At 57.3% G+C, this 13,015-nt stretch carries 7 protein-coding genes; 5 read left to right on the forward strand and 2 right to left on the reverse strand.

What is annotated here, in order from left to right; all coding sequences use genetic code 11:
- The 5 genes from drmA to AC0L2D_RS26420 all read left to right on the forward strand — a co-directional run bounded on the left by drmA (nucleotide 1) and on the right by AC0L2D_RS26420 (nucleotide 9,362).
- A complete protein-coding gene (gene drmA, locus AC0L2D_RS26400) occupies nucleotides 1–3,531 on the forward strand; it encodes a DISARM system helicase DrmA (RefSeq protein WP_473543121.1) in 3,531 nt (1,176 codons plus the stop codon).
- Nucleotides 3,532–3,541: 10 nt separating this feature from the next.
- Complete coding sequence (gene drmB, locus AC0L2D_RS26405; protein WP_473543122.1) at nucleotides 3,542–5,392, forward strand: DrmB family protein; 1,851 nt, start codon at nucleotides 3,542–3,544, stop codon at nucleotides 5,390–5,392.
- Nucleotides 5,393–5,411: 19 nt separating this feature from the next.
- Nucleotides 5,412–6,326 carry a hypothetical protein gene (locus AC0L2D_RS26410; RefSeq protein WP_473543124.1) on the forward strand — a complete coding sequence of 305 codons (915 nt, stop codon included), beginning with the start codon at nucleotides 5,412–5,414 and terminating at the stop codon, nucleotides 6,324–6,326.
- Between the two features lie 842 nt (nucleotides 6,327–7,168).
- A complete protein-coding gene (locus tag AC0L2D_RS26415; protein ID WP_473543126.1) occupies nucleotides 7,169–8,965 on the forward strand; it encodes a DUF262 domain-containing protein in 1,797 nt (598 codons plus the stop codon).
- 10 nt (nucleotides 8,966–8,975) lie between these two features.
- Nucleotides 8,976–9,362, forward strand: coding sequence for a hypothetical protein (locus AC0L2D_RS26420; RefSeq protein WP_473543128.1), 387 nt, complete (start codon nucleotides 8,976–8,978; stop codon nucleotides 9,360–9,362).
- 252 nt (nucleotides 9,363–9,614) lie between these two features.
- Here the strand turns inward: AC0L2D_RS26420 and AC0L2D_RS26425 are convergent, their stop codons facing one another.
- Nucleotides 9,615–11,129 carry a hypothetical protein gene (locus AC0L2D_RS26425; protein ID WP_473543130.1) on the reverse strand — a complete coding sequence of 505 codons (1,515 nt, stop codon included), beginning with the start codon at nucleotides 11,127–11,129 and terminating at the stop codon, nucleotides 9,615–9,617.
- A 396-nt stretch (nucleotides 11,130–11,525) separates the two neighbouring features.
- Nucleotides 11,526–12,791 carry an ROK family transcriptional regulator gene (locus AC0L2D_RS26430; protein ID WP_473543132.1) on the reverse strand — a complete coding sequence of 422 codons (1,266 nt, stop codon included), beginning with the start codon at nucleotides 12,789–12,791 and terminating at the stop codon, nucleotides 11,526–11,528.
- Nucleotides 12,792–13,015 lie beyond the last annotated feature (224 nt).

The following is a 13,015-nucleotide window of genomic DNA, read 5'->3' on the forward strand; positions in this document are numbered from 1 at the left end:
GTGACGAACACGAATCCACCGAGTAGCGCCACAGCCGCGGTGCAGGATCGGCTCAGCATCCTTCCCAAGCCAACCACACCCGTCGAGGTGCGTGAGAGGTTGGTCGAAATGCTTCGGCGTGATCTGGTCGGCCCACACCCTGACTTCGATCCGGATCTCGCATATGAGGTGTTGGAGGGAACGAGCCCGTCCACCTGGTATTTGACCGGGTTCCTTGCGCCTCATCGCAAGACGGTCATCGAAAAGCGCGCCGAGCTTGCCGAGGAGCAGCAAGCCGAATTCGCACTCGAAACGCAGCGAGAGACCGAAGGGCTCGAGCAGGGAGCGCCCCGACCTGGGGCCGGCGAGGACGCCGGCCCTGCCGAGCCGCCGCCACGCCGTTCGTTTGAACCCTCGTCGATCGGGCTTACAGTGCTTTTGTCGCGCGAGGCCACGTCAATCGAGGCGCGGGTCACCTGGGGCGACTATGTCACCGAGCCGCCCTTGGCTTCCGCCCTTGTGAATCCAGAGGAGCGCGAGGCCGCTGCCAAGGAGAAGCGCAAGCTCGACGAGCCTGCTCGCAGCAGCCTGCAGTGGCGCCGCCTTCCCCGGGAGCGTGGGGTGTCGATCCCGCTCAAGCACGGCCTCCACCGGTATCTCGTTCCGGAAAGTGCAGCGCCCGCCTATCCCGGGGGTGGACTTGAACTTGCGGTTTCCGTTCGGCCGACACACACTGCAGGCATTGATGGCCGGCGACGCGACCTCCTTGCCGTCTCGGTCTTTCTAGTTAACAGGCGTTCCGAAGCCCTTAGGCGCTATGGCGACCTGGCTTTCTGCTTCCAAGCCCGTCTGGAGCTAAAGTCCTCGCTCGGGTTCGAGCCTAATGACGACCGCGCCTCGTATGACGCCGAAGAGTTCGACGAGCGACTGTCTGACCTTCACTACGGCGACGTTGCTTCCTACGCGACCGGCCACAACAGCTCAGGCGACTGGGATGCGAGGGGTAGTGACGGCCCGGCTACAACCGTGTTCACCACGCCCATCCCGTGTCAGGACGTCGAAAAGCTCGGCGCCGACATAGACCTCCCTGGTGTGATGCGAGGCATGGAGGCACTGGCCGAGGCAGCCGAAGGCGCCGACAGCCTGCGCGCCGCACTCGAGTCGTTGCCGGCTGCATACGCAGCTTGGGCCGCGCAACAAGCCACGATGGTTGGCAAGATCGACGGTCAGAAGCGCCAGGAGGTTGCGCGCCAACTTCTCAAGGACATCGAGGTCGCAAGGGGGCGCATAGCGAGCGGTATCGACCGCCTGACCGCCGATCCGGTGAGCCGCGAAGCTTTCGCTATCATGAATCGCACCATGGCGCGCGCAAACCGCCAGCGTAGCTCGACCATGAACGGGAGGAAGCCGGGCCAGCAGACCGCGCCCAGTTGGCGCCTGTTTCAGCTCGCCTTTGTCCTCCTCAACCTGGACGGACTCGTCGACCCTCTCCACCAGGATCGCGCCACAGTAGACTTGCTGTTCTTCCCAACCGGCGGCGGCAAGACGGAGGCCTACCTTGGCCTTGGTGCCTTTGCGATTGCGCGGCGGCGATTGTCCAATTCTGGCCTGAACGGCGCAGGTCTGTCAGTGGTGATGCGGTATACGCTCCGGCTCTTGACGCTGGACCAATTGCAGCGTGCGGCAGGCTTGATTTGCGCGCTCGAGCTCGAACGCCGAGATCATGGCCGCCTTGGTCAATGGCCCATCGAGATCGGCTTGTGGGTCGGTGGTGGTGCGACGCCGAATAGCTTCGGCAACTCCAGGACCCCGGCACAGGGTTCTGCAATCCAGTGGGTGCGAAGCTATCGCAGCGGCCATGGTCCTGCACCGGCGCCGCTCAAGAATTGTCCCTGGTGCGGCGGTGAACTCAAGCCGGATGCGTTCCACCTTCACCCCAACCAGCAGGACCCGAAGCGCCTCGATATTCGCTGCGACAATATCGATTGCGACTTCTCCAGCGCCGAGAGGCTGCCGATCGTCGTGGTCGACGAAGAAATCTATCGGCGTTTGCCGGCATTCATGATCGCCACCATCGACAAGTTTGCCAACGTCCCTTGGGTAGGCGGCGCTGGCGCCTTTTTCGGCAATGTCACCCGCCATGACGATTTGGGCTTCTATGGCGCTGCCGAACCGAATGCCGGCACGCGGCTTCCAGCGCCGTTGCCGCCGATCGATCTTGTGATCCAGGACGAGCTCCATCTGATCTCTGGACCGCTTGGAACGATCGCTGGACTATATGAAACCGCCTTCGATCTTTTGGCTTCCCGCAAGATCAATGATCTTCCACGCGGCCCCAAGATCGTAGCATCCACGGCGACGGTGCGGCGGGCCAGCGCGCAGATCAAGAACCTCTTCGGGCGCACGAGCACAGCGATATTTCCCCCGCCGGGAATTAGCCGCCACGACTCCTTCTTCGCCGAGGCGGACACGTCGTCGCCCTCGCGGCTCTATGTCGGTGTCGCGTCGCCGGGAAGAGGACCGAAGCTCGTATTCCTTAGGACCCTTCAAACGCTTCTGGCCGGAGCGGAGGCCCTGGCAAGCGGCGGCGCGATCGATCCTGCCGATCCATATCTGACGGCGCTCTGCTACTTCAACGCTCTGCGCGAGCTGGGCGGCGCGCGGCGTATCGTCGACGACGAGGTGCGGGCTCATCTGGGCAGCTACGGGTCGAGCCGTGTGCGGCTGCAGCCTGTCGGACAGGTTTTCGCCAATCGCCAGTTACGGGAAATTCAGGAGCTAACTTCGCGCTACAGCACGGACAAAGTCTCCGAGGCCCGCACGCGACTTGGGCGGCCAGCAAGCGAGAAGAGCGCAGTAGACGTCGCCCTCGCCACCAACATGATCTCGGTGGGTCTCGACATCGGCCGGCTCGGTCTCATGGTCGTCCAAGGCCAGCCCAAGACCGCTGCCGAGTATATCCAGGCGACTTCCCGCGTCGGTCGCGAGGCGCCCAAGCCAGGCCTGGTGGTTACGCTGCTGAATGTGCACAAGCCGCGCGACCGCATGCACTACGAACAGTTCCGTTCGTTCCACAAGAGCTTCTATCGAGCAGTGGAAGCGACTAGCGTGACGCCATTCTCCACACGTGCTCTAGACCGAGCTCTTGCGGCCACCATGGTAGCTGGGATTCGGCATTTCGAACCAGCGCTCACGCCGAACGATGCGGCCAGCAGGTTCGGGCAGTTCGACCAAGCCTTTCTCGCGGTTGTTGCTACCGTTCGCAGCAAGATGATCGTCAGCGGTGCGACACAAGCCGAGATCGATCGCTGCCTCCAGCGCCTCGACGCGCTAAAGGACGCCTGGATCGCCATTGTCGACACGCAAACCAGTGGAGGCGATCCGTTCAAATATGCGAACGAGCAACCAGTCAGACGCCTTTTGCAGGACCCACAGAGCCAGCAGGTAAACATGGCGCCTGAGCGCCGGCTTTTCATTGCGGGACGCTCGATGCGCGATACTGAGCCTGTGGCGCTTCTGCGCCTCAAGACACCGACCGGACAATCCTTTTAGGCGAGGCACAATGCCCGACACCACACAGAGCTTCTCGCAACTTTTGCTGACCTACGGCCCCGGCGCGATGCTGGACTTACCTGATCATGCCGTGGTCGTTGCCGGGCTGCAAGGATGGCACTACGGCGGTCAATGGCTGCCGATCGAGGAGCAACGGCTAGTCCCGCTGCTGCGCCAACAACTTGCACTTGGGCCGGAATTTGAGGGGCTGCGCCCGCCGCCGAAGCAAGACGAGGACCGGCACGATGACCGTCGGCCCGGCGTGGACGTCATGGTGTTTCCGACGTGGTTCACGGTCGAGGAACCACCACAAGCAGCTGGGCAGACGCCAGCTACCTCCGAGACGCGGCGGCGCATGGTCGAGTTCGAGCATCTCCAAACTCGCGGCGACAGGCTGAGCTACCCGGATCCGGTCAGTGGCAAGCGACTGGGAGTGAATCCAATCCGCTTTGTCGGAGCTTGTGCCAAGGGACATCTCGAGGATGTCGACTGGCGGGGGCTGGCGCATCGTGGCGGCGACAGGGCTTGTCGAAAGCCGATGTTCTGGGTCGAACGCGGGGTCAGTTCAGATCCGTCGGACATTTCCGTGCAATGCACATGTGGCGCCCGCGTTACGATGGCCGACCTTTACAAACCCAAGTTCCTCGGCACATGTGCTGCCTTCAGCCCGTGGTTGATGCCGAGGTATATTTCAGGTGATAGCTGCGATGAGGATCTTCGACTACTCCCCCGGTCAGCGACCAATACCTATTTCGCGCAGACGGTGACAGTGATCTCGTTAACCCGCACTGATGATCGTGTCAGGCAGACCATCGAGGAGCATCGGCAAACCGTTGAGTCTCTCAGAAGCTTGCCGAATTTCGTTCAGGTGTTGAGATCTTTGCCGCAGACCAAAGAGCCATTTGCTCCGTTCTCGGACGAAGAAATAATCAACGCCTTAGCGACCATGGCAGATGACAGCGATGGCTCGTCGACCAATCCCCGTATTGCAGAATTCGACGCGTTGGCGTCAGGCGCACCGATAATTGGGTATGACGACGCAGCAGCGTTCCTTTTCGCGGAGACGCTTGATCGGGCTATCTTGAGCCTGTCGCCGCCCTGGGACCAGTTCCTGACCGGGATCGTGAAGGTCAGCCGTTTGCGCGAAGTCACGTGCCTCTACGGCTTCACGCGCTTGGAGCCGCCGCCGACGTCGGCCGAGAGTGAACTCGATGAAATCCAACTTAACGTCGATGGAGCCCCGTTGAGCCGGGAGGTAAGGTGGCTACCGGCCATTGAGCAATTTGGTGAAGGCATTTTCCTTCACATAAACCCCGGTTACATCCGTGAATGGCGCGACCGAGCTGACGTCGTTGTCCGTGCTGATGAGCTACACCGCGGCGAGGCACATGAAGCGGCGAATTTCAATCGGCCTCCGAGGCACCTTGGTGTGGCCTATTGGGCACTGCACTCGCTTTCGCACGCGCTCATGGCCGAGTTGGCAATGGAGTGCGGATACCCGATTTCCTCGCTGAAGGAGCGAATATACGCAAGTGGAGCTGGGCAGTCCGACCGTTTCGGGATCCTGATCTACACCTCGACCGCAGGCGCGCAGGGCACCCTTGGCGGCCTAAGCGGCATGGCCGAGCACATGCCCAAAATCTTGGCAAAGGCCGTGCACGGGCTGGAGCTGTGCTCAAACGACCCCATTTGCGCCGATCACCACGCTGGAACGGACCTTGATGAGCGACCGCTCCACGGAGCAGCGTGTCATGCATGCATCCTGGTTCCTGAGACATCTTGCGAGGCTCGGAATACCAGGCTGGATCGGGGGCTTTTAGTGTCCACGTTAGTGGGCTCCAAGTCCGCTTTGTTCCAATAGGCGTGCGAGGAAGAAGATTATGTCATATCAATCCGAATTCGGTCGTCTGAGCGACGTCTCAGCGAGGGAAGCTTGGAAACATGAAGCACTCTCGCTCACACCTTGGCTGGCCGCTAACCTCGACCGATTGGAGGAAGCCCTTGGGCTAAAACTAGAGCTTGAAGGGACCGAGATGCCTGTGGACAGGTTCGCCGCCGATATTCTCGCCCGAGACACAGCCTCGGGAGAACTCGTGCTGATAGAAAACCAACTTGAGCAGAGCGATCATGCGCACCTTGGCCAGATCATGACCTACCTCGCCGGACTCGAAGCGAAGGTTATGGTTTGGATAGCCCCCTCATTCCGCGAGCCGCATTTGTCTGCAATACGTTGGCTCAACGAACATACTATCGAACCCTTTTCGTTCTTCGCCGTCAAATTGCGAGTGGTTCGAATTGGAGAATCGCCGCTTGCTCCCTTGTTTGAGGTGGTAGAGAGACCGAACGGGTGGGATCGATATGTTGGCGAAAAAGTGAGACAGAGCAGCGAGGCTAGCCCAGCAGCAGCTATGCGCAGAGCTTTTTGGGAATACTATGCCCATCGTTTCGACGATACTGGGCTGCCAAGCGGCGGCGGAAGGTCACGATGGCACAATGTCCCGAACAGCGATTATGTCATCTCCCGTTGGTTCGCTAACGACGGAGTAGGGATCTTCGTTCGCAATGGGCGCGGCTACGAGACATCCCAGACTGCGGATCGGTTAGAGCCCTTCAGGACATTGCTCGAATCCCGGCTCGGGGCTCCAATTGGTCGCCAATACCCGTTTAGCCAGAAGCTTCTCATAGAAACGTCTGACGAGAAAAATTGGGAAGGAATGGCGGATTGGCTACACGAAAGGACTCTTCGCTACGAAACGGCACTATTAGAGGTTGTTGAAAGCCACATGCTCGAATGACAAATATGGGGTTGTGGCTAACTCATCCGGATCACTCCGATTTCGCCGCTTTAGTGGAACGCAAGTTGTGACAGGCCATAATCATTACTCTAGTTGCACTTGTGGTTGGTGTATTGGCGGTGGGTATGGCGGCGGCTACGCGGCGTCGATAGCGATTCGTGAGGAGCCTCATAAGCTCGAAAGGAATCTACTTCGGGACTATTTTGTCACTGAGAGGCGCCAAGCCGCTTGCCTAGTAAACCCAAATGCCCACTGTCCGGTCTGTGGTGCCAGGGTTTACTTCTATCAAAACGCATTTGGCTCTCGTGTATTTTTTGACGATCTTGGCGGCGATTGGCCAAAACATGGTTGCACCGACACCCGCTCCAATAAGATATCGTCTAACCGGATTATGCCAGACGTATTCAACAGCGCGACGCGAACAAGGCGGCTTGCGCAGGCTGCCGGCTCAGTGGGCTTTGCTGTTAGAGGGATATCTGCAAGATCCAAAAATAGCATAGGCTCAATTTTAGTTCGCGTAACTGAAGTGTGGAAGGTTCCTTGCCTCAAAATAATTCTTGGTATTTGCATTTCAGACTCTGAAAATCAGGTTATTTTCTCCTGTGATGACCCAGGCGACATGGTCGAAGTGGATGATGTCGTCGACGTGCATCGGGATGTCGTTTCCATCCTGAATCCGGATACGTTCAACCGCGAAGAGCTTCAGCTGGTATCACCCTTACGCGTCCACAATGCGCTCGTCTAATAGAGCCCACGACACTCGACGGCAGCTTCATCATACGCTCAACCCAGATCGCCGGTGAAATCCGGAAATCAAACAGCTCCATTGGATCAATCTAGCAATGCCTTACACTGCCACAACAGTCGCGAGCACGATTGATAAGATAAATCGGTCTTACTTCTTGCCCGCCATCCAACGTCCATTTGTTTGGAATGCGGAGCAGGTGCTATCTCTGTTCGATTCATTGATGAAAGGCTATCCGATCAGTTCATTCCTATTCTGGGATGTGGCTCCGGAGAACAAGCCGAACTGGCAGATCTACAAGTTCGCTGAGAATTTCCGCTATGGCGAAGTCCACAACGAGATCGCCGAGACCGATGGCAGAGATGTCACTCTCGTGCTGGACGGCCAGCAGCGGCTGACCTCGCTTCTAATCGGCTTGCGGGGTTCCTTTACCGTGAAAGCTAAGAACAAGCGCTGGGACAGCCCATCCGCATGGCAGCGCAAACGCCTTTATATCGACCTTCTCACAGACCCAACCCAGTCGGTGACCGACGATGATGCCGAAGAGAGCCTCGAAAACCCCTACGGCTTCGAACTTTTCGAAAACACTCCGCCGTCTGTTCCGGGCAGATTCTGGATCAAGGTTGGCGAAATCCTAAATTACCCCGGCGATGACGCGTTCGACAAATACAAGGACAGCTTGGTCGACAAGCTACCAGAAACGGCTTCACGGTTGGATGAGAAGACAGTCAATCGCAATCTCGACCGGCTCCACCGCATGGTGTGGAAGGATGAGATCATCTGCTACTACACAGAGAAGGATCAGGACTATGATCGTGTCTTGGGAATTTTCGTGCGTGCAAATGATGGCGGCACGAAGCTCAGCAAATCGGACCTGATGCTGTCGATGATCTCGTCAAAGTGGTCGGACATTTCGGCGCGCGAGGAGATCCACAGCTTCGTTGAAATGCTCAACACCCGGCTAGATCGGAAGAACGAAGTTAACAAAGACTTCGTGATGAAGGCATGCCTGCTACTGTCGGACCTGGATCACGTCTATCAGGTAAAAAACTTCACCAACCACAACCTTGAGATCATGCGGAAAAACTGGCCCCGCATCAAAGCGGCGTTGCGGCGGACGTTTTTGCTCGTGAACCGGTTTGGCATCGATCGTGAGACCCTGACCAGTTTGAACGCTCTGCTTCCAATCGCCTATTATCTCTACAAGATCGACACGGATTTGCTGGAAGGCACCACAGCGTTTGATAGTCGCAACGTCGAGCGGATAAGGCGATGGTTGATATCATCATTGTTGAACGGGGTCTTCGGCGGAAATTCGGACAGCACCATCGGAGCGTCGCGCAACACAATCCACTCATCGCTGACTTTGGATAAGGAATTCCCGCTCACCGAGCTTTATTCGGCGCTGACCAAACAGCGAAAGCGGGCTGCCAACATTAACGCTGAATCGCTCGCAAACGTCATTGAGATCAAATACGAGCAGAGGCAGACTTTTCTCGTGCTATCGCTTCTCTACGATGAAAAGAACTGGGGAGCAGTCCCCCATCACCTCGACCATATATTCCCTAAGTCGCTCATCAATCGGCGCACTTTGATGGCAATGAATATCCCATCATCCCGCGTCGATAAAATTCTTGAAACAGCAGACAGGGTAGGGAACTTGCAGCTGCTCACATCGCACGACAACCTCATCAAAACCAATCAGAAATTTGAAGAATGGATTCAGACGAGGGACCATTCGTTTCTCAACCGCCACCTGATCCCAGAAGACCAGCTTTTGTGGGACTTAAGAATGCTACCTGAATTCGTGGCTGCTCGTGAAAAGCTAATCGAAAAGCGTCTGCTTTCCCTACAAGGTGACGTGATAGATACCATTTCTCGCGCGACAGCCTGACAGGACTAACATGGAAACTTTATCTGAGAAGATGCGACGCCTGACCGAGGAGCGAGAACGGATTGCTGCCGAAGAAGCCGCGATGCGCGACGAAGCGGCGGCGGAACTTGAGCGTGTGAATGACGAGATCGAAGCGCTCGAAGCGAAGAAGGAACAGCTTGAGGCATTCCTTGGTCTAAACGAGACATCGCAGAGAGCCGGACACGGACAAATCCTGCAACTCTGTCTTCGAGCGGTTTCAGAGAGTCCGCGACCTCTATCGTCAGCGGAGGTCAAAGACATCCTCGAAAAGGACAATCCGGCCATGAAGTTAACCTCTGTTCCCGGAACGCTCAGCCGGCTGGTAACTCAAGGTCGAATGCGCCGAGATGAGCTCGGCCGTTATTTGATGGCGTGAGCATTCCCAAACCACCCGAAGAGCCGGGCATCGCCAGGCCACCCTCGCGTTTGCCGAAGTCGTTTTGCGGTCGTGGCTTTTCGCCATCGCAAGCGCTCTTACGACCCAAATGAAGCTCTGAATGTCGATGTTGTCGCGAGGGTGCAGATCGGCGATCTTGCACCGGTTCTGCTGAAAGGTTCAAACCCTGCCGTGCGCCCTGAGGTGGCCTTAGTTGGCCAGCTTCGGTGGAACCAGAAGCCACGGATCTAACTATTTTTTTTTGGGGTCCGCGCGAAACTCAAAGCTTGTCAAAATGCTGTTTGCAACCACATCGAAAGGTGCGCTGAACTTCCATCGATCGAGAGGATGAGATAACGGCACGCCTTCTATCAATTTCCACTCTTTCTTACCGATGTAATTCCCCAGTTCCTTCTTCAGCGCACGGGGCAACCCATTGCTCAATATCGCTGATAGGACAACATCGATTAGAAAACCTATCCAAGCGGTGACACCAATTATCTTCAGGGCGGTCCCGATGCCGATGACGATCGCCACATAGGACCCCATGTCCGACTTGCGCAAAGTGCTTTTGAGTTTGACGGTGCCGGAGTTGTCGACTGACGGATAGAAGCCAATCTGGACGCTCGCTTGTGTCCCGTTTGCCGGCTGCACAATTGCCCAGCCGATGGGAACCCGAAATCCCTTGAACAACTCGAAGTCACAATATGCGCTAACCGAGATGTCGAGATCTATATCGAGCAATATGCCACCGCCCGCAGTGTCGAAACTCACCTTGAAGTTCTTGAAGCCGACGGTCGCCTCCGCGCGGTAACCAATGGTGCCCCTGTCCGAAACCGCCATCTTGATCGCCGGCATGACATCGATGGTTAAAGCCTCGGCGAAGGCTTGGGGCACATAAAGGCCTGCGACACCGCTATGAAATGGCACGCGTTGTCCGAAATCGATCATCGGATCCTTATTGTCAGCAATGGGCCCACCGAGCTTAATACTGCCAACCTCATCGTTCGGGCCCGGATTGGGAGTTGCGATGTTCGTAACCGTGGTGTCGTCGACCTCGAAATCGGGGCCTTCCTCGCATTCGCAATGGGCAGACCTGATGATGGTAACTCCATCGGTTGGAATGATGCCGAGGGCATTGCCGCCCGCCAAAATCACAAGCTTTATTGAGGTGCCGAAATCGACTGCCGGAAAAATGGTGGCGAGGTTGATCTCGCTACGCTGCCCAAGAGACATGGCCACTGCCTGGGAAACCACGCCATAGCCAATATGTCCTTCCACATAGGCTGCCTCGAGCGGATCGATCCCTGCGTTCTGAAGAAGTTGATCTGCATTGGGCGTGCGCACTATCCGGCGTTGGCTTTTGAAGTCGCAGCCCTCGATCACCAGCAGATTGCTTTCCGCGCGCAAGTGTGCGCGTGCGTCCTGAACCTGCATCCGGACCGTCGAAATAATCTGCGTCGGGTCCTTTGTGATGAAAATGTCGACGAAGACGTCGAAAGTGGTGCTGACCAGAATGTCAAGCTCGCGGTCGGGGAAGGCCGGGTTGTTTGCCTGAGTCAGCGTGATTGCTGCCCTGTTGGCAAACACAACATCATTCAATGTCGCGCTCAGGTCGCCGTTGCCTGCCACGAGCTGGCTGCCTTTGAGAAGTTTGGCGGTCTCAACGAGGCGATTAACGGTCAGGCGGGCGAAGGAATCAGTGGAGATATAGCCGGCTGGATTGTCATTTGACAGAGCCGCGATTTCTGCATGCAGCCTAAGCATAGTATTCCCTCACATGAGTAAAAGACATAACTGCTGCACTAGGAATAAAAGAAAAATTTCTACTCTGCTGGGATCCGCCAAAGATATGTGTGCGAATAAAAAATAGAATGAAAAGACGAGTTTCCACAGAATGGACAGGTGTTAAAATGGAAGATTATTATCAGAAAGTCAATGATATCAATTGACGACTTATCTGTGAAAAATTGCGGTCATTCGGCGCCACCATATGACAGAAGCCCAGGAGTCACCTCGCTGGGCGCAAGCCGGCAAGCGCGGAAACAGGCGCCAGAATCCTGCCAAGTGGTTACTTTACTAATATTTCATAGAGCTCAATCCGCTCTCGCAGCACCCGTCTAGCCCATCGACGTTGCACACAGACAGTGAGCATCTTGGTGGTCACCTTTGGCCGGCAAGCCTCGAGAGGCTACCTAGCAACATTGTTCTGTCCTTGCCGATCATCAGCACGCCGCTGTCAGGCGCCAGCAGCGCGGAGAACGGCAACATGGCCGCGCCAATCGGTGACGCCTCTGGGCCGAATTGCCCCGACACGATTTCCGGCGCCACGATGCCGAGGGCGCTAGTCCGGTTGAACTGGGTCTGCACCCTCGCCAGTAGCTCGAGATGGATAGGCCGCGGCAGGATGCTGTCGAGAACGATCGCTTCGATGTCGACGACCGAGGTGATGGCGATGATTGCCTCGACCAGCGCGCTCGCGCAATCTTCGATCCATTCGAACAGCGGCTCGCGCGCCCCAGGCGGCAGCGGATCCAGTTCCCTCACGCGATTGATCTCGATGCCGCGAGACTTGAGATGATTAACCAGCACATATATCGAGGCACGATGCAGCAGGCTCTGGTAGCGCGCCGGCTTGGCCGCCACCGAATCGAGGCTCGAAGGCGATACCGGCAACGGGCCGAGCGCGGCGCTGTTGCCGTGTGGCCCGGTGTGGACCTTGCCGCCTTGCACAAGTCCGCCGCCTACAAAAGTGTCGATCGAGATATGCATGAAGTCGCGGAAGCGTGCGCCGGCCCCCTGAATGAGTTCGGCCAGCGCAGCCGACGACGCGTCGTTCTCCACGAAGACTGGCGTCTTCGGCCTCGTGGCGAAGAATGTCGTCAGGTCAATTGCGTCCCAGCGGCTGCCAAGGTCGTCGGGAAAGCCTAGCTCCTCGCTCCAGCCGCCGAGGAAATAGGGCGAAGCGATGCCGACGCCGACAATGCTGGCATCGCCAAGCCCGGCGACCACCTTGTCAAAATTGGCAAGCGACATATTTCCGGCCCTGAGCACCAGATCGGGATCTGGAAACCGATATTCATGCGAGGCGCGGGCGCGGACCTCGCCAGCAAAGTCGACAAGCACGGACTCCAGCGCGCGCCGGCCGATCTTGATGCCGACGCTGTAGATGCGCTCCGGCGTGAGCCTGTAGAGTGTGGAAGGAGATCCGCGTTGCCCGAACCTTTTTCCCACTTGCTTTACGAAACCAGACGACTCCAACCCGTCGACAATGGTTGCCACAGCGGCCGGTGTCAGGTTTGCCGCCCGGGCCAAGTCAGACTTGGAAGCCTCCTTCAGTCGGCGGATCGCATCAAGCACGAAACGCTCGTTGTAGTGCCGAACCTTAACGGAATTACTGCCTTTTCCAGTCAAAACCAGCGCCTCCATCTATTTCGCGCGGCGCCTGCTCGGCTGCCCGCAGCTGTGAAGTTGCTGCAATCGAGGCCTTCTGTCCGCGCTTGTGCTCGACGCGACAGTGCTTGCCAGACCAACAGAAGTCAATTTTCTGGTTGCGGTCTCGGACCATTTAATATAGCAAATTGAAAAAATAACAATCATCTGGGAGGAGAGGTGCTGCACTCCGGCACACATAGCCAGGCCGATGCCAGGGT

The organism is Mesorhizobium sp. WSM4833, from assembly GCF_055811095.1.